This is a genomic window from Pedobacter terrae (assembly GCF_900100705.1).
Taxonomy (GTDB): Bacteria; Bacteroidota; Bacteroidia; order Sphingobacteriales; family Sphingobacteriaceae; genus Pedobacter; species Pedobacter terrae.
Map to the genome: position 1 here is coordinate 24,098 of NZ_FNCH01000006.1, position 17,902 is coordinate 41,999.

Sequence of the window (17,902 nt, forward strand, 5' to 3'; positions counted from 1 at the left end):
TTTTAACAGATATACGTTAAAAGAACATGAAAGTAGCATTAATTACAGGCGGAAGCAAAGGAATTGGTTTCGGCATTGCCGAATCACTTTTAAAAGAAGGCTATAAAGTAGCCATTACAAGCAGAACGATTGCCAGCGCAAACCAGGCTGCATCACATTTGGTAGCACATGGTGATGTATTGGCTATTGAAGCAGATGTTGTAGATTTTAAGTCTCAGCAGGATGCTGTAAATCTGATCATCGAAAAATGGGGACAATTGGATGTACTGATTGCCAATGCGGGTATTGGTCATTTTGCACCAGTTGATGAATTGGATATCAATTTATGGAAAGAAACCATTGATACCAATTTAACAGGTGTTTTCTACAGCATTAAAGCTACGGTTGAAGAAATCAAAAAGACTAGAGGACATATCTTTACCATCTCCAGCCTGGCAGGCACAAACTTCTTTGCCGGAGGATCGGCTTATAATGCCAGTAAATTTGGCTTAACAGGCTTTACGCAATCGGTTATGCTTGATTTAAGAAAATATGGTGTAAAGGTGAGTACCATTATGCCGGGATCGGTAGCGAGCCACTTTAACGATCATCAGCCTGATAGTGAAAACGATGCATGGAAGATCCAGCCGGAAGATATGGGCAAACTGATTGTTGATTTATTGGCTATGCCAGCAAGAACATTACCCAGCAAGATAGAAATCAGACCAACAACACCGAAGGGATAGTAAGGATGGAAGATATGAAATGAAGATGTAGTTTAATTCTACAGCATGAATAAATTGTTCTTTATTTTTACTGCGGGAAGCGTTAATTGTTTCCCGTAGACTTTGTTAATTACGTCATTGTTAGCCTATTTTATAGTATTAATTATTATTTTAGAAATACAAATGCCCTGACTTTGTTACAAAATATACGACTAATTGGGTTGACTTTGTTACAAAATAAAATATAAATGCCCTGACTTTGTTACAAAAAATATATAAATTTGGGTTGACTTTGTTACAAATCATCAAAAATGGCATTTAAACGATCTATTGAGGAAAACTTAAATCAATGGAAAAACAGTAAAAAAAGGAAACCTCTGATTATTAGAGGGGCACGTCAGGTTGGAAAACAACACTAATAAAAAGCTTTGCAAAAAGCTACTCAAATGCTATTTTTCTTAATCTGGAGAAACCTGCACACCGTCAATATTTTGATGATTTTGATGATGTACAAAGTATTGTTGAAGCACTATTGCTAGGACATGGGATTCAATCTGATCAAATAGCTGAAACTTTGCTCTTTATTGATGAAATTCAGGAAAGTACGAAAGCTATACAAATGCTAAGGTATTTTTATGAAGAAATTCCTGAACTGCATGTAATCAGTGCAGGTTCCCTTCTGGAGTTCGTATTACAAAAAGTGAAAAGTTTTCCGGTTGGCAGGGTCGAATTTTTATACTTATATCCTTTAAATTTTCAAGAATACCTTCAAGCTAACCAAAAAGATGATCTATTAAAATATCTGCTTCAAACACCTATAAAAGCCGTTGCCCATAAATTATTATTAAAAGCCTTTCATAGATATGCCATTATTGGAGGCATGCCAGAAATAATAAAAACTGATTTGGAAGAGCATAACCTTTCTGATCTACCTATTGTTTACGAAAGCATTTGGGCAACCTACAAAAATGATATAGAAAAATACACTCAAAACGACACAGCGAGAAGAACGATTAATCACGTTATGGGAACTTCGCATCTTTTTATAGATAAGCGTATTATTTTTCAAGGTTTCGGCAATTCAAATTATAAATCGAGAGAGGTTGGAGAGGCTTTCAGGATATTAGATGATGCAAAAATTATCCGGTTAATATATCCCTCTACAAATACAGAGGTTCCGATTATTCCTGATTTAAAAAAATCACCGAGACTACAATTTTTAGATACGGGATTAGTCAACTATTCATTGGATATCCAAGGAGAAATGCTTGCCTTAGACGATTTAAGTTCAACATACAAAGGTGCTGTTATTCCACATTTATTTACCCAAGAGTTGATATCGACTGAGCGCATATCTTCTCACAAGCCCAATTTTTGGGTAAGAGAAAAAAAACAGTCTGATGCAGAAGTTGATTTAATTTATGCCTATAAAAAAATTGTAATACCGATTGAAATAAAATCGGGCAGTACCGGAAGCTTAAGATCACTTCATCAATTCATAGATATCTCAGAACATCCCTTTGCCATTAGAGTATATGGAGGCGAATTTAAGCTAGAAAAAACAATTACACCATCAGGTAAACCTTATCTGTTATTAAACCTTCCGTACTACCTGGGAACGCGCATAGCAGAATATGCCGAATGGTTAACAAATCAGTTCCTGTAAATCACACTATCATCCTCTTACCTTGGCCATTTTCCATAAAAAAAGTCCCGATTTTCATCGGGACTTTTTATTGATTCTTTAAAGAATGCTTATTCAGCGATTACTTCAAAAGGAACCTGAACTTTAACCTCTTTGTGTAAGTTTAAGTTAGCCACATATTCGCCAACAAATTTAGGTTCAGTTTCGAAAGTAATACGACGACGGTCTACATCAAAGCCTTGTGCTTTTAATGCTTCAGCAATCTGGATGGTGTTAACCGCTCCGAAGATTTTTCCGCTTTCGCCTGCTTTAGCACCGATTGAAAGTTTAACATCAGCTAAACGCTCAGCAACACCTTCAGCATCTTTCTTAATTTTATCTTGTTTAAAAGCAGCTTGCTTTAAGTTTTCTGCCAATACTTTTTTAGCAGAAGAAGTAGCTAGTGCTGCAAATCCTTGAGGGATTAAATAGTTACGGCCAAAACCTGGCTTTACTGTAACTACATCATCTTTCTCACCAAGGCCTTTAATATCTTGTTTTAAAATAATTTCCATATCTCTAGCCTCCTATTTTAATTGATCAGCAACGAAAGGTAACAAACCGATATGACGGGCACGTTTAACGGCCTGAGCCACTTTACGTTGGAATTTTAACGAAGTACCGGTTAAACGGCGTGGTAATAATTTACCTTGATCGTTAATAAATTTCAACAAGAAGTTTGCATCCTTGTAATCAATGTATTTAATTCCGTTTTTCTTGAAACGGCAATATTTTTTACGGTTATCCTCTACTTTAGGGGCTGTTACGTATTGTATTTGTTCTCTTGCCATTACGCTGCAACCTCCTTAGTTTTTTTGTTAAAAGCACCACTACGCTTTTTCTCATTGTAAGCAACAGCGTGTTTGTCTAAACGGATAGTTAAGAAACGTAACACACGCTCATCGCGTTTTAATTCAAGCTCTAATTTTGCGATCAAATCTCCTGAAGCTTTGTATTCAGTTAAGTTGAAGAATCCATTTGATTTTTTCTCAATTGGATACGCTAATTTTCTCAAACCCCAATTATCTTCCTGGATAATTTCGGCTCCGTTATCAGTTAGAACTGCTTTGAATTTAGCTAATGCCTCTTTCGCAGCTTCTTCAGATAACAACGGGGTTAGAACGATAACAGTTTCGTACTGATTCATTGTTATAAATTATGTTTTTAATTTTTTTAATCCCGAGGTATATTACGGGGATGCAAAAATAGCAATATATTTCTTAAAATCAAATGATTAATAAGAATTTATGAGACATCATGTAAAATGGAAGATGGAAAATGGAAATAAAAACCAGTTTTACAACATCATCCATGCTACACCAACCATTTTACATAAAAAAAGGAGATTATCTATCCGACAATCTCCCTATACCAATTAGCTGAAGGTTTAATATGTTTGTATCGTTTTCACAAAACTATCATCATTGTACTTAACCACAAAGGTTAATTCTTTCGAATCTGTTTTGCTGATATTGAATTTTTTTACGAGTTGAGATTTATCTTTGAATACCTCATTATAAACCACGTCATTGTATTCATTATACACCATAACTTCTACCGGAATGTTATCCAGGTTTTCAACATTAAGCGTAATTACCTGATCTTTTTTAGTATAAACAGGCTTGAATATATTAGACACTTTTGGTTCAGAAACAATCGCTTCACCATTTTTAATCACTACATTGTATTTAGCAACTTTTTCATCCGATTCTGCTTTAAGCGTATACTTTCCATCAGGAAGTTCGTTCAGATCATAGATTTTGCTGGAAGCAGCCGAAGCATGAATGGTCTCTTCAAACAATACTTCATCATCCGCATCAATTAGCGATACATTGATATTTTCTGCTTTATCTACAGAAAAACGGATAAATTTTTCCTTTTCACCTTTTACTTTTAAAGTAAAATCACCATCGTTAGCGTGTACACCCGTAGCAGTAAAAAATAACGCTGCTATTAAACCGATTTTTAAGAACTTTTTCATAACCAATATTTTTAAAGAGTTAATCATTATATGATACCACTAAGGTACGGAGGCAACTGACAGATAGTTGATTGCATATTTTCCAATATCTATGCTATATTACCTTCTATTATCAATTATTTTAACCAAAACCATAATAAAGCACATTTTTAGTGTATTTTAGTATAATAATTTATCAGAATATGAAACCAAGCTTTGAGGTTGTTGAGCCTTCTTTCGGAAGTTCATTTTATTATTCTAAATATGTAGAAAATGCCAATAACATGGCCCACCTTTGGCATTACCATCCTGAAATTGAAATGGTATTTGTTAACGGCGGCGCCGGGAAAAGACAGATCGGCAGTCACGTTTCTTATTATACCGAAGGCGACTTGATCCTTATAGGCAGCAATCTTCCTCATTGCGGCTTTACGGATACCAATACTGGAAACAAAAACGAAACTGTTATCCAGATGAAACCCGATTTTTTGGGCAGTATTTTTTTGGGCCTGCAAGAAATTAAAGGAATACAAGAATTGTTCGATAAATCGAAAGCCGGAATAGCCTTTGGTGCTGAAACCATGCGGGCAGTAGGCAACAGGATAGAAACGATGGACGATCAACCGCCTTTTGAAAGGCTTTTATCCCTACTTAGTGTATTGAAGGAGCTTGAACATGCAAAAGACTATAAGATTTTAAATGCCGATGGATTTTCGATGGAAATGCAGGTACAGGATAACGACCGGATTAATATGATTTTTAACTATGTAAAAGATCATTTTCAGGAACAGATCAGTTTACAAGATGTAGCAGAAATGGCGAGCATGACCGTCCCCTCCTTTTGCCGTTATTTTAAAAAGATTACCAAGAAAACATTTACACATTTCGTAAACGAATACCGTGTGGTGCATGCCTCTAAACTTTTGGCCGAAAAACAGACCAGCATTGCCAATATTTCTTACGAAAGCGGTTTTAACAACTTTAGCCATTTTAATAAATTGTTTAAGGAGTTTACGGGCAAAAGCGCTTCGGAATATAGGCACGAGCTTAAAGCAATTATGAAATAGTTTATGCTAATACTGCTTCACTTTTATCCTGTAATTACCTTTATAATATTCTTTCATTTTAATCACCTCTTTTGATTTCTCCGTCAACCAGAAAATGGCATAACTTTCTTTGCTATAATTAATTTTAAGCAGCCAGCAATTAACTGTTATATCTGCATTCAATTTCAGATAATCTTTGCCCATCACTTCATACCGATGATAGGTAGCTGATTTTTCATTGGGATCAAAAAAGGAAATATCAAACTGCTGGCCAATCTTTTTAATTGGCAATAATGGGTAGGTTTCTAAATCCTGCTCCCACGAAATGATCGGAATATCCAATTTAACCGGACCTTTTTTCATGGCATCATTATTTTTTACGGTATCAGATGGTTGCATCAAGCCATTTTTATAATCGTAGGCAAAAATATCTCTGCGTTTATAACTGGCATAATGATAAATTGGTGCAAGCGTTTTTACATCACAAATATTTGTTATTGCGGCAAAAAGGGAATCGTTATGGAGCCATTTCCAACCAAATTCTACAATATCAATTTCATCTCTTTTTTTAAAAGCGGTTGTTCTTTCCCATAGATCTCCGACAGTCCGTTTCGTTTCAAGAGAATCGGTCATATAAACCAGGTAACTGTTTTTTCCCTCTTTCAGATTGCTCATCAGCAATTTATGGTTTTGAGCATTTATCGTGTCAACCTGTGCCATCGAAGTACCTGCGAAAGACAATAATATCGCGCTAATAAAAATTAATTTCCTCATTTATAAAGTTTTACGGTTAGACCGATTTAATTATTAAATGTTACGTAATCTTTTACTATTCATCTCGGCATTTCAACTTTTCCACATTCCATCTTTTCAATCTTACAACACCTAAATTTTTCCTATTTTCGTGCCGATGGAAAATTTTATCGTTTCTGCCCGTAAATACCGCCCAGCCACCTTCGAAACCGTTGTCGGCCAGCAGCATATTACCGGCACGTTAAAAAACGCCATTAAAAACAATCAGCTTGCCCAGGCATTTCTATTTTGCGGGCCACGTGGAGTGGGTAAAACCACCTGCGCAAGGATCCTGGCCAAAACCATTAACTGTACCAACCCTACAGCCGATATGGAAGCCTGCGGCCAATGCGACAATTGCCTATCTTTCCAAAACGGACATTCATTTAATGTACACGAATTAGATGCGGCTTCAAACAACTCTGTTGATGATATCCGTAGTTTAATTGAGCAGGTTAGAATACCGCCACAAGCCGGAAAGTATAAAATCTATATCATTGATGAGGTTCATATGTTATCGCAAAGTGCATTTAATGCCTTTCTGAAAACTTTGGAAGAACCGCCATCTTATGCTATTTTTATCCTGGCTACTACCGAAAAACATAAAATCCTGCCAACCATTTTATCACGGTGCCAGATTTTTGATTTTAACCGTATCCAGGTAGAAGATATTGCCAATCACCTATCCAAAATAGCCCAACGCGAAAACATTGCTTTCGAAACTGATGGTTTGCATATTATTGCACAAAAAGCAGATGGTGGATTGCGCGATGCACTTTCGATGTTCGATCAGATTGCCAGTTATGCAAACAAGAACATAACCTATAAGGCGGTAATCGATAACCTCAATATTTTAGATTACGATTATTTTTTCAAGCTTACCTCCTATTTAACCGCAGCAGAAGTTAGCCAGACGCTGCTCCTGTTTGATGAAATTTTGAACAATGGTTTTGATGGCAACAATTTCATCAATGGTTTGGCCAGTCACTTCCGTAATTTATTGGTAGGTAAAGATGCAGCTACCATTAAATTGTTAGAAGTTAGCGAAAATATCAAACAAAAATACCTGGATCAGTGCCGGCAAACAGAATTATCGTTTCTGTTAACAGCGCTGAATTTAGCCAACACCTGCGATTTAAACTACAAAAACTCTAAAAACCAACGTTTACAAGTAGAACTGGCATTAATTAAAATGTGCCATATCCGGTCGGTCGTCAATTTAGCACAACAGCCTTTAAGCCCTAATAACACAGCAACTGACGTAGATCAGGATAAAAAAAAAACTAATGTCGTAGCTGAACAGGCTGAAAGTTCAAAGCTGACAGCCGAAAGCGAAAAGACCATTCCCGTACCAGCACCTGTTGTAACTGCCCCTGTACCGCCTAGTATTCCTGTAGAAGAAAAAGCGAAAGAAAGCACACGGGTAACTACTCCTCCGCCATCTACAACTTCCATCAGCATCAATATCCCAAAGGCCAATGCAACCAGTATGCTCATTCCGTCTTTGAATGATTTTGACCGTATTGCAAAGGAAGAAGAAGATAAAGGTCCGAAAAAAGCAACCGGCGAAGCCCGGGAGCCTTTTAGTTACGACCGTTTGCTGGAAGTATGGAATACCTTTACGCAGAAAATGAAGGCCGCCGATAAGATTAATCTTTTCACGATCTTAAATAATTTTGCGCCAAAACTTTTAAAACCTGAGCTGATCGAAATTTCGGTAGAGAGTAAAACTCAGGAACACCTGGTACAACAAGAATCTGTTGAACTTTTAAATTTCTTACGGAATGAACTTAGAAATTTTGGTATCGAGATTACTTATAAGTTAACCGAGCGTAAGATAGAAAACAGGCTTTACGGTAATCGCGAAAAGTATGATTATCTGGTCAATAAAAACCCGAAATTGGATGAATTGCGGAGAAGGTTTAATTTAGATATTAATCCTTAATCAGTTTGGCAATTCTCAGTTGGCAGTTTATAATTTTCAGTTGGCAACTAAAAACCGCCAACTGAAAACTCGTTATTTAGTCTTTTGGCGCATCATTGATCGGATAACCTTCTTCATCCAGATCATCACGGTTATCTTCTGGCGTACGGGCAAGAATTTCATCCTCCGGACTAAGTTTTACACTTTCTCCGTTATCTACATGCATGCCAAGTTCCTCTAAATTATCTTCAGCAATCTCCTCATCTCTGGCATATTCATCACCAACGTAAGGGTTTGCCTCATCATATGTAGAATCATCATCTCTTGCACCTGCAGCAACAGTTTCATATCCCATCGGATGATCGTATTCTTTATCCGTTCCCTTTACATCAAGTTCGTAACTCTGCTTACTTTCATCATAAGCGAGATTTTCTTTATTGATTTCGCTATTTTCTGTAGTGCTGTGTATTTTATCCTGCGATCCTTTATTTTCGTTAATTTCCATGGTATTGGTCTCCTATAATTTATATTCTTATAACAAAGCGGTATAAATAAGGTTTTTCTTTAGCCCTATAATTTTCTTATTATTTGGGCGTGTCCCAAGCTATGCAAGGGTCGGGCTATACACTTCAAGTCCTCGCCCGATGCAAAACCGGGCTGTGGGCTTTCCGTTGCTATCCCTCACGCAGGCAAAACGTCAAAATTTTATTTTTGAAAGGCAAAATATTCTACTAGATTTAGGGTAAAATATCAAAATGAACACGCCACGACATTGAAAAACCTCAAGGCTTTAATATTAGGTTTCGTTACTTTAATTTTCGCCATTTATTTTTTGGTTGATATTCTTTTTTCTAAAAGATCAACGAAAGAAACTAATGGTGCCCTAGATCATTCAATGGTTGATATTGAAACAGTAATTGTTCAAAGAAGCCGTTCTTACACAGCTGATACCAACAAGCTTGCCGTTTTAAGGTTTAAACTAAAAAACAACAGGCAGATATTTGAAATTAAGCAAAGACTAGAAAAAATCCACGATAGCAGAAACGAACTGGATGCCGTGAATGATGGTTTAAAAACTTCCAAAAACCTCAGTCTTTCGCTAAAGAAAAATCTTATATTTAATGATTTTAAAGTTCAACAGATCAATGCAGATGGATTAATCATTTATGACAACACTGAAGATGCCAATAACACTTCCTTTCTCCTCTTCTTTCTCACCATTGCCTCTTCTATTTTCTTTTTTACCATTTATTTTTGGCCTGATAATGATAATGATTTTTATTTTGTTCTATAAGGACACAGACCGAGGCGTGGGATATTAAAGTTGACATAGCGTTATTGGTTTGGCTATCTAAACTCCTGCCCGTTGCAGGCGGCGATCAATCGGGATGTACCGATTCTTCATCGCGAACGGGACTGTTTCAACCCAAAAGCTTCTGCATTTGCTTTCCAAACCCAATCAACTTTCTAACAAATAGCTTTTAAAGCTAAAAAACCTACATCATAAAAAAAGCGTCCCGATTTTAAATCAGGACGCTAAAATATGATAAGAGTTGTCAACTTACCTGCCAGAAGCATATTAAAGTTAACCACTCAAATTAACTTACAAAGAAGCCAAAGAAGTATTTAATGTTTCACTTGGACGCATTGCTTTGCTGGCCAAGTCATCGTTAGGGTTATAGTAACCGCCAATATTTTGAGGCTTGCCTTGTGCACCGATCAATTCTTCATTAATTTTCGCCTCGTTTTCCAATAAGGTTTTAGCCAATGGCACAAATCTTGCCTGTAAATCAGCATCTTTGCTTTGTGCAGCCAAAGCTTCAGCCCAATATAAAGCTAAATAAAAGTGAGAACCACGGTTATCAATAGTACCTAATTTTCTACCTGGCGATTTATCTGTTGCTAAAAATTTAGCATTAGCCTCATCTAAAGCATCAGCCAAAACCTGGGCTTTTGCATTGTTCTGGGTTTGCGATAAATGCTCTAAAGAAGCTTGAAGTGCCAGAAACTCCCCAAGCGAATCCCAACGCAAATAACCTTCCTCAATAAACTGCTCAATATGTTTTGGGGCAGAACCACCGGCACCGGTTTCGAATAAACCACCACCATTCATTAAAGGTACGATAGACAACATTTTAGCAGATGTTCCCAATTCTAAAATTGGAAATAAATCCGTCAGATAATCACGCAATACGTTACCGGTAACCGAAATGGTATCTAAACCTTTGCGGATACGCTCCAATGTAAATTTAGTGGCTTCGATCGGAGCCAGAATACGGATATCTAAACCTGTAGTATCGTGATCTTTTAAATAAGTATTTACTTTTGCAATAATCTCTCTATCGTGTGCTCTTTGCTCATCTAACCAGAAAACTGCAGGCATTTCTGATAAACGCGCCCTGTTTACGGCTAATTTTACCCAATCCTGAATCGGCGCATCCTTGGTTTGGCACATGCGGAAGATATCTCCTTTTTCAACTTTCTGATCGAAAAATACTTTGCCATCGGCATCGGTAACGCGGATGGTTCCTGCCCCTGTAGCCTGGAAAGTTTTATCATGCGAACCATATTCTTCTGCTTTCTGAGCCATTAAACCAACATTTGGTACCGAACCGATTGTAGTTACATCAAAAGCACCATTGGCTTTACAGTCATCAATAGTTGCTGTGTAAACACCAGCATAACAACGGTCTGGAATCAAAGCAATGGTATCCTGAGGTTTACCTTCCTTGTTCCACATTTGCCCTGAAGTACGGATCATTGCCGGCATTGAAGCATCAACAATCACATCACTAGGCACATGTAAGTTCGTAATTCCTTTATCAGAGTTTACCATGGCCAAAGCCGGACCATTTTCAATGGCCTGGGCTAATGCAGCTTCTACTTCAGCTTGTTTAGGGTTGCCCGCAATTTTAGCATACACATCTCCTAAACCATTACGGGTATCAATATTCAATTCCTTGAAAAGATCGGCATATTTAGCAAAAACATCTGCAAAATAAACCTCAACAATGGCTCCGAAAATAATCGGGTCAGATACTTTCATCATAGTGGCCTTTAAGTGTGCAGATAATAACACACCAGCGGCTTTGGCTTCAGCAATGTCTTTAGCTACAAATGTTTTCAAAGCTGATAAGCTCAACGCCGAGCTATCAATCACCTCTCCTGCCTTTAGCGGCGATAAACCTTTTAATTCGGTTACCGTACCATCTGCAGCTACATACTCTATTTTAAATTGACTTGCTTCAGCAACAGTGGTCGACTTTTCTGAACCATAAAAATCGCCTTCAGTCATACTGGCCACTTTGGTTTTCGAATCCGCAGACCATTTACCCATGGAGTGTGGGTTTTGTTTAGCATAGTTTTTAACCGCTTTAGGTGCCCTACGATCGGAGTTACCTTCACGTAAAACCGGGTTTACAGCCGAGCCTAAAACTTTGGCATATTTAGCTTTTATTTCTTTTTCTTCATCACTCTGTGCGTTATCAGGATAATTTGGAATAGCAAAGCCCTGGGCCTGAAGTTCAGTAATTGCACCTACCAGTTGTGGGATAGAAGCAGAAATATTTGGTAATTTGATAATGTTTGCCTCTGGAGTAGTTGCTAAAGTACCAAGTTCTGCCAGTGCATCACCAATTTTTTGATCGTCTTTTAAATACTCCGGAAAGTTGGCCAAAATTCTTCCTGCTAAAGAAATATCTCTGGTTTCTACATCAATACCCGCTGAAGCGGTAAAAGCTTGTACGATAGGTAAAAGTGAGTAGGTTGCCAACATTGGCGCCTCATCGGTTTTGGTGTAGATAATTTTTGATGTATTTGACATGTTATATTGATTTTGCTTATTAAGTTTAATTATTCGATCGGTTTATTGCATTGCAAACCAATCTTTTTAAAATCGCCTAAAGATAAAATAATCGAATGAATTAAGGAACACAGTAATGTTATTTATGGTTTGGAATAGCCATTCATTTATTCAGTGGCCAGAAAATTGATAATAGTAAAAGAGCATAATAGAATACGGTATTGTATTATGGAGCGCAGTATCATACGCTTTTTTAGCGCTACTCCTGCTCTTCGCTTTATCCGATGAAGGATCGGGGATGCTGCTCCGGTCGGGGCTATAAACCTAGGTCTGTAGCACGAAAAACTGGCATAGTAGCAGAAAATGAGTAAATTAAACCTGATCGAACGGATGCCATTTTTCTTGGCAGGAGGTAGAGCGGGAAGAAAACAACCTATGGAATACTGCTATTGCTTTTCTAAAAACAGAAATCATAAATTTAAGATAGCCGGTTACTTGGAGCGCAACGTCATTCGCTTTTTTTAAAGTTGACTCCTGCTCTGCGCTTTATCCCGATGAAGGATCGGGGATGCCGCTCCGATCAGGGCTATAAACCTAGGTCTGTGGCACGGAAAACTGGCATAGCAGCAGAAAAACGACCAGGCTAAACCTGATCGAACGGATGCCATTTTTCTTGGCAGGAGGTAGAGCGGGAAGAAATCAACCTATGGAAGCCTGAAATTGCTTTCCTAAAAAAAGACTATAACAAGACATTCCTTGTCATTCTGATTCACTGCAATATTCCCAATAATTTTCGGTTAGAAAGATTCTTTGGCTAAACTTTTGTAGCAGGAATTGCCAGTAACTATCTATCTTAAATATTTTAATTGAAATGAGCGACATAACCTTAGATCAACTGTTAAATGCCCGAAAATTTGACGAAGCCAAAAGCATCATGCAAAACGGCGAAAAACTCTCCAAAAACCTGCAGGATTATCAGAAATCATCTATTTTCGACAACCTTATTAAAGAGAAACAATACGAAATGCTGAATATGATGGTTAAAGATAAAACCATCGAAACCGACGTTTATGAATTTGACAATTTTGATAAAAGTATTTTCCAGAGTATTGTTCGCAATCTCGGCAACGAGGAGGAAGATATCAGTTTCTTCAACGAATTTATTGGTCACTTCGATAACCTGAACGATGAGGTAAATACAAAAACTTTATTGGGTTATCTTTTTGAAAACGGCGTTAGTTTAGGCGTAATCAAAGCTTGTATCGATGCAGGATGTAACACCAATTTTAAAAACAATGCAGAAGAAAACTATATCCACCAGGTAGTAAAAAGCAATTTGCGCAGGTATAACCTCAATGATGAACAAACCACTGATTTACTTAAAGGGTATATCGATATTTTGCTTAATGAAGGTGTTGATATTAATGAAGGCAATATTGTACAGGAAACCCCTCTGATTATTGCGGTAAAATCTAACAAGAAAAATTTAATCGAATACTTGTTAGAAAACGGCGCAGATCCGAACCATACCGACCGCGATGGTAATTCGGCATTCTTTTATGCAGTGGCACATGCTCAAAGTGAAAACATGTACGATACCCTACGCAATTTTGATTCCCCGGCGTTTGATCTGGTTAACAAAAAAGGCGAAACATTGTTGTTTGAATACACGCGTATGATGTCTGAAAGTGAAAGCGGCATCAGCTTCCTTAAAAAACTGTTAAATGATGGTGCCGATTTATATCAACCCAGTACCTGGTATGGTGCAGATAAAATCCCTTTAGATGTAATCGCCGAGAAAAAAGCCAGTATCCTGGAGGCTGTTTTAGAAAGCGGACAGTTAGACATTAACAGAACTGATGACCAGGGAAATACTTTACTGCACAAAGTTTGCGCATACAATGTAAATTACGAACCTGAAAAAGCAAAGGAAACCTATCGAAAAGTAAAACTCCTGATCGAAAATGGTGCGGATACTACGCTAACTAATGATCAGGATCAAACGGCATTGATGCTGGCTTCGGATGATAACCTGAAAATAAAAACTGTTGAACTACTCATGAAACAATCTTAATATGTCGATGTCATTTATTATTGCCTGCGAAAGCGGCAAACGGAAAATAGCCGAACTCTTATTGTCCAATAATGAAGTAGAAGTAGGTTATACAGACGAAAAAGGCCGTACTGCACTACATTATGCCGCGCATCATGGATATTTGGATCTGGTGAAAATTTTAATCGAACGGGGTGCAGATTTAGATTACGAAGACCATAACGGTGAAACACCTTTTTATTTTGCCTGCTTGCAAAAACAGAAACAAACTGCACTTTATTTATTAGATAAAGGCGCCAGAGTTGACATTAAAGATCTTAAAGGCAATAGTCTGTTACATTTAACTGCCCAAAACGGACAGATTGAAGTTTTAGAAAAGTTGCTCGATAAGGGCCTGGATGTTGATAATGAAAATAACGAGGCAGAAACGCCTCTGCTTATCGCATCGGCCTGGAGAAATAAAGAAATTGTGCAAAAACTGCTGGATTTTGGCGCCAATATCAACACCACCAATAAAAATGGAGACTCTCCGCTGATTTTCGCGGTTAAATCCAAAAATACGCCCATGGTAACGCTTATTCTTGAAAAAGGAGGCAATATTAACCACATCAACCATGCTGGCGAATCGGGATTATTGCTTGCCTGTTACGATGCTAACCGAATGCTTACCAAAACATTGGTAGAAAATGGTGCTGACGTTTTTGTATCTTCAAAAAATGGCCTATCTCCAATCTGGTATGCCTGTGCCAATAACCAAAAAGAAATTGTCGATTTATTTTTGGCCAATGGTGTGGATGTAAATTATGCTAAACCACTTTCCGGTAATGATGATTCCATGTATTCCTACCTGGAGTGGGTAGAAACAGCTAATAACATTTCCATTTCGGCCAGTTTCTCTTTTGATAACAATTACAATTACGGAGGCGAAAGCATGCTGCATGTAGCCGCTAAAAGTGGGCATTTAAGTATGTTAAAGCTGCTGATAGAAAAAGGCGCTAATGTGAATATTCAGGATGAGAGCGGAAATACGGCTTTACATTATGCTGCAGCAAATGGTAAAAAAGATGCCGTTAAGTTTTTGCTCGAACAAGCTGCCGATCCATCCATCGTCAATGTGAAAGAACAAAAGGCAATCGATTATTCGAATATTAAAGGTTTTAATGAAATCACAGAACTCCTGTTGAAATATGGCTCTGCGGCAAATTCAAAAGTTCAGGATACCAATGTAACATCAACAGAAACTAATTTTGATGTAGCCAAAAGCGATATGGCAACTAAAAAACAGGCCTTATTGGATTTAAAAGAGTTGTTAGATGCCGGAATTTTATCACAGCAAGAATTTGACGCGGAGAAAGTGAAGATTTTGAAAGGTTGAGTTAATCCCGCAGTCATCAATTCGAGTTTAAATTTATTTCATAAAAAATATAAACTACTAAAAATTGTAAAGATTACTCCCATAGACGTCGTCATCTCGAGCGGAGTGCAACGTAGTCGAGAGATCTATAAAGGTGAATTTCTCCCCGCCTGTACGGGCCGCCATCCCGTTGGGCTTCAGTTGAGATGACGAAATTTTGTATTGAACAATATTGTCGGATAAATTTTTAGTTCTAAATTTATTTAACAATATTAATGCTCGCAAAAATGAAAAATATCTCTAAAATCAAACTCCAGTTATTTACCCTGCTCTTTCTTTTAGTCTTGGTATGTGCCTGTTCCCCCAAATTATATGTAGATGAAAACAAACGTTATCAGGCTGGTACGTTATCCGAGGCACAGATCGATTCGCTGCATCTTTTTTTAAAACAAAACGAAAGGCTTACTTTAAAAGACACTATTATCATTAAGTATGATTTTAATAAAGACGGCTGCTGGAATGACCTGAACTATCAAAACGCAGAATTCCTGAATAATGTGAGGTGGGCCTTTCAAAAGAATATTCAGGAAAAAGCCGAGGCCAGACCACAAGTTGCCATTTACCAATACCGGGAGAAAGGAGAAAGTTTCAGTCCTATTAAGTCGAAAGGCTTGGAAATAGAAACCGATTCTGATTTTCTTAAAAAATTATTATTTAAAGAGGTTACTACTTGCGGTACTTCGGCCATTGTGCTTCCTAATGGGAAGTTCTTGTTGGTTAAATCTGATCCGCAATTTTCAGCACTGATGTTAAATGCTCAGGATATTGAGCAAAAATTACAGGAAACTTTGGTTAGATAACAGCAACATGGTGTTAAAATGATTAATAAAATTTAAGTCAAAAATTAGCTGAAATACTATAAATCGGGTTAATAACGTTTTCAAATTAGCAGCTGTAAAACGCTTAAATTCTTTTTCTTAACTCCTTTTATAGGGATATAAATCATCTTTTAGGCGATAAGGCTCCTATTCACAATTAGCAGCTAGATTTTAAAGAAATTTAATAAAGATTTCCCTTTTATTACTAGAGAATCGTGGTAAATAATATGTGTTCTCTATAAAAGTGCTTTAGAGTGCTTTCCTTTTATTACCTGACGATGTGGCAATTATGCTTGTAGTAAAAACTTCTCTCCCTTTTCGATGTTATATTTTTTAGATAAAATCCCTAATCAAAAAACCGGTTAACATGAAAAATAAGATTTTTTACGCATCAGTAATTTCTACCGCTTTCCTATTTGGATGTCAATCCAATTCTAATTCGCAAAAACAAGGAGAAGATACCACCATAACAACCAAAGCCGGAGCAGTAGATTTACCTGCTCCAGATACCAATGCTGCTAAAAACAAATTCAGCAAGGTAATTGGCTGGCCAGATGGAAAAACCCCTATTGCACCAGAAGGCTTTGTGGTTACCAAATTTGCTGCCAACATTAAAAGCCCACGCAGTACTTATATCACACCAAATGGAGATGTATTGGTAGTACTTTCCAACTCGGAAAGAAGTACCGTCGAGGCAGTGGCCAATACGGTAACAGGCAAAGCAAAATCTGAAGTACCGGGAAAAAGTGCCAATACCATTCTCCTCTACCGTGATGAAAATAAAGATGGTAAACCGGAAATGGTAACCACTTTTTTAAATGGCCTGAACCAGCCTTTTGGCATGCTGGTTATCGGCAATTCATTTTATGTAGCCAATACTGATGGCATCTGGCAATACCCTTATAAAACCGGCGATACCAAAATAACTGCCACAGGTAAAAAGATCCTGAGCCTTCCGGCGGGTGGTTATAATAATCACTGGACTAGGAACCTGATTGCCAATGCCAATAATAGTAAGATTTATGTAACTGTTGGATCGGGCAGTAATGTAGGCGAAAATGGAATGGAAAATGAGGTAAGAAGAGCTAATATCTTAGAAATTAATCCTGATGGCACCGGTGAAAAAATTTATGCCAGTGGTTTGAGAAATCCTGTTGGGATAGATTGGGCACCAACAACCAATATGCTGTGGACAGCTGTTAATGAACGCGATGGATTAGGCGATGATCTGGTCCCTGACTACATCACAAGTGTTAAACAAGGTGCATTTTACGGTTGGCCGTATTCCTATTATGGACAAAATGAAGATCCCCGCTTAAAAGGCCAAAACCTGGAAATGGTTAAAAAAGCCATCGCTCCAGATGTAGCAGTTGGCGCACATACTGCCTCTTTAGGGTTGGCATTCTATAAAGGCAACAAGTTTCCGCAGAAATACCAGGGAGGCGCATTTATTGGACAACACGGCTCGTGGAACCGATCGGCTATTTCTGGTTACAAAGTAGCTTTTGTACCTTTTAAAGATGGAAAACCAAGTGGAAAAATAGAAGATTTTTTAACCGGTTTTATTGCCGACAAAGATAAGGCAGAAGTATATGGTCGCCCGGTTGGCGTTACCTTAACACCTGATGGCGCTTTATTAGTGGCAGACGATGTTAGCGGCGTAATCTGGAAAGTTGCTGCGAAATAATTTAAAATTAGCCACAGA

At 37.6% G+C, this 17,902-nt stretch carries 16 protein-coding genes; 9 read left to right on the top strand and 7 right to left on the bottom strand.

All coding sequences use genetic code 11. From position 1 onward, the window contains the following. Positions 1 to 26: 26 nt before the first annotated feature. Together BLR60_RS09245 and BLR60_RS09250 are read left to right on the top strand one after the other, a co-directional pair. Positions 27 to 725, top strand: a complete 699-nt coding sequence (locus BLR60_RS09245; RefSeq protein WP_090499057.1) for an SDR family oxidoreductase — start codon at positions 27 to 29, stop codon at positions 723 to 725. A 442-nt stretch (positions 726 to 1,167) separates the two neighbouring features. Beyond that, a complete protein-coding gene (locus tag BLR60_RS09250) occupies positions 1,168 to 2,370 on the top strand; it encodes an ATP-binding protein (RefSeq protein WP_244155635.1) in 1,203 nt (400 codons plus the stop codon). 89 nt (positions 2,371 to 2,459) lie between these two features. Here BLR60_RS09250 and rplI read toward each other — a convergent pair whose 3' ends face one another. The 4 genes from rplI to BLR60_RS09270 form a co-directional block, all read right to left on the bottom strand. After that, positions 2,460 to 2,903 carry a 50S ribosomal protein L9 gene (gene rplI / locus BLR60_RS09255; protein ID WP_090499059.1) on the bottom strand — a complete coding sequence of 148 codons (444 nt, stop codon included), beginning with the start codon at positions 2,901 to 2,903 and terminating at the stop codon, positions 2,460 to 2,462. A 12-nt stretch (positions 2,904 to 2,915) separates the two neighbouring features. Then, positions 2,916 to 3,179 (bottom strand): 30S ribosomal protein S18, encoded by a 264-nt coding sequence (rpsR, locus tag BLR60_RS09260; protein ID WP_010599582.1) that lies wholly within the window; start codon positions 3,177 to 3,179, stop codon positions 2,916 to 2,918. Next, positions 3,179 to 3,535: a 30S ribosomal protein S6 gene (gene rpsF, locus BLR60_RS09265; protein ID WP_086545075.1), complete on the bottom strand. Its 357-nt coding sequence runs from the start codon at positions 3,533 to 3,535 to the stop codon at positions 3,179 to 3,181. Before rpsF ends, rpsR begins: the two co-directional genes overlap by 1 nt. Before the next feature lie 240 nt (positions 3,536 to 3,775). After that, the gene (locus tag BLR60_RS09270) at positions 3,776 to 4,369 is read right to left on the bottom strand and encodes a hypothetical protein (RefSeq protein ID WP_090499061.1); all 594 of its coding nucleotides are present in this window, start codon (positions 4,367 to 4,369) and stop codon (positions 3,776 to 3,778) included. A gap of 182 nt (positions 4,370 to 4,551) precedes the next feature. On the opposite strand from BLR60_RS09270, the gene BLR60_RS09275 reads away from it, so the two are divergent. Beyond that, positions 4,552 to 5,415, top strand: a complete 864-nt coding sequence (locus BLR60_RS09275) for an AraC family transcriptional regulator (RefSeq protein ID WP_090499063.1) — start codon at positions 4,552 to 4,554, stop codon at positions 5,413 to 5,415. Positions 5,416 to 5,421: 6 nt separating this feature from the next. Here the strand turns inward: BLR60_RS09275 and BLR60_RS09280 are convergent, their stop codons facing one another. Then, on the bottom strand, positions 5,422 to 6,168 hold the full coding sequence (locus BLR60_RS09280) for a DUF3108 domain-containing protein (protein WP_090499065.1): 747 nt from the start codon (positions 6,166 to 6,168) through the stop codon (positions 5,422 to 5,424). 136 nt (positions 6,169 to 6,304) lie between these two features. On the opposite strand from BLR60_RS09280, the gene BLR60_RS09285 reads away from it, so the two are divergent. Continuing rightward, entirely contained in the window at positions 6,305 to 8,131 is a 1,827-nt protein-coding gene (locus BLR60_RS09285; RefSeq protein ID WP_090499067.1) for a DNA polymerase III subunit gamma/tau, read from the top strand. Between the two features lie 76 nt (positions 8,132 to 8,207). Here the strand turns inward: BLR60_RS09285 and BLR60_RS09290 are convergent, their stop codons facing one another. Beyond that, positions 8,208 to 8,615, bottom strand: a complete 408-nt coding sequence (locus tag BLR60_RS09290; protein ID WP_090499069.1) for a hypothetical protein — start codon at positions 8,613 to 8,615, stop codon at positions 8,208 to 8,210. Positions 8,616 to 8,882: 267 nt separating this feature from the next. Here BLR60_RS09290 and BLR60_RS09295 point away from each other — a divergent pair, with 267 nt between their 5' ends. Next, positions 8,883 to 9,404 carry a hypothetical protein gene (locus BLR60_RS09295; protein WP_090499071.1) on the top strand — a complete coding sequence of 174 codons (522 nt, stop codon included), beginning with the start codon at positions 8,883 to 8,885 and terminating at the stop codon, positions 9,402 to 9,404. 309 nt (positions 9,405 to 9,713) lie between these two features. On the opposite strand, the gene BLR60_RS09300 is transcribed toward BLR60_RS09295, so the two are convergent. Continuing rightward, positions 9,714 to 11,933 (bottom strand): NADP-dependent isocitrate dehydrogenase, encoded by a 2,220-nt coding sequence (locus BLR60_RS09300; protein WP_090499073.1) that lies wholly within the window; start codon positions 11,931 to 11,933, stop codon positions 9,714 to 9,716. An 850-nt stretch (positions 11,934 to 12,783) separates the two neighbouring features. Here BLR60_RS09300 and BLR60_RS09305 point away from each other — a divergent pair. The 4 genes from BLR60_RS09305 (at position 12,784) to BLR60_RS09320 (ending at position 17,884) form a co-directional block, all read left to right on the top strand. After that, positions 12,784 to 13,986 carry an ankyrin repeat domain-containing protein gene (locus BLR60_RS09305; protein ID WP_090499075.1) on the top strand — a complete coding sequence of 401 codons (1,203 nt, stop codon included), beginning with the start codon at positions 12,784 to 12,786 and terminating at the stop codon, positions 13,984 to 13,986. 1 nt (position 13,987) lies between these two features. After that, a complete protein-coding gene (locus BLR60_RS09310; RefSeq protein WP_090499077.1) occupies positions 13,988 to 15,340 on the top strand; it encodes an ankyrin repeat domain-containing protein in 1,353 nt (450 codons plus the stop codon). A gap of 266 nt (positions 15,341 to 15,606) precedes the next feature. Then, positions 15,607 to 16,179: a hypothetical protein gene (locus BLR60_RS09315; RefSeq protein ID WP_090499079.1), complete on the top strand. Its 573-nt coding sequence runs from the start codon at positions 15,607 to 15,609 to the stop codon at positions 16,177 to 16,179. Between the two features lie 385 nt (positions 16,180 to 16,564). Then, entirely contained in the window at positions 16,565 to 17,884 is a 1,320-nt protein-coding gene (locus BLR60_RS09320; RefSeq protein ID WP_090499082.1) for a PQQ-dependent sugar dehydrogenase, read from the top strand. The last annotated feature ends 18 nt before the right edge of the window (positions 17,885 to 17,902 follow it).

Bases quoted from the DNA above. Each gene is read 5' to 3' on its own strand.
- BLR60_RS09285 (WP_090499067.1), top strand. From the start codon at position 6,305: ATGGAAAATTTTATCGTTTCTGCCCGTAAATACCGCCCAGCCACCTTC.
- BLR60_RS09320 (WP_090499082.1), top strand. From the start codon at position 16,565: ATGAAAAATAAGATTTTTTACGCATCAGTAATTTCTACCGCTTTCCTA.
- BLR60_RS09290 (WP_090499069.1), bottom strand. From the start codon at position 8,615: ATGGAAATTAACGAAAATAAAGGATCGCAGGATAAAATACACAGCACT.
- BLR60_RS09245 (WP_090499057.1), top strand. From the start codon at position 27: ATGAAAGTAGCATTAATTACAGGCGGAAGCAAAGGAATTGGTTTCGGC.
- BLR60_RS09275 (WP_090499063.1), top strand. From the start codon at position 4,552: ATGAAACCAAGCTTTGAGGTTGTTGAGCCTTCTTTCGGAAGTTCATTT.
- BLR60_RS09310 (WP_090499077.1), top strand. From the start codon at position 13,988: ATGTCGATGTCATTTATTATTGCCTGCGAAAGCGGCAAACGGAAAATA.
- rpsF (WP_086545075.1), bottom strand. From the start codon at position 3,535: ATGAATCAGTACGAAACTGTTATCGTTCTAACCCCGTTGTTATCTGAA.
- BLR60_RS09315 (WP_090499079.1), top strand. From the start codon at position 15,607: ATGAAAAATATCTCTAAAATCAAACTCCAGTTATTTACCCTGCTCTTT.
- rplI (WP_090499059.1), bottom strand. From the start codon at position 2,903: ATGGAAATTATTTTAAAACAAGATATTAAAGGCCTTGGTGAGAAAGAT.
- BLR60_RS09300 (WP_090499073.1), bottom strand. From the start codon at position 11,933: ATGTCAAATACATCAAAAATTATCTACACCAAAACCGATGAGGCGCCA.
- BLR60_RS09280 (WP_090499065.1), bottom strand. From the start codon at position 6,168: ATGAGGAAATTAATTTTTATTAGCGCGATATTATTGTCTTTCGCAGGT.
- rpsR (WP_010599582.1), bottom strand. From the start codon at position 3,179: ATGGCAAGAGAACAAATACAATACGTAACAGCCCCTAAAGTAGAGGAT.
- BLR60_RS09270 (WP_090499061.1), bottom strand. From the start codon at position 4,369: ATGAAAAAGTTCTTAAAAATCGGTTTAATAGCAGCGTTATTTTTTACT.
- BLR60_RS09305 (WP_090499075.1), top strand. From the start codon at position 12,784: ATGAGCGACATAACCTTAGATCAACTGTTAAATGCCCGAAAATTTGAC.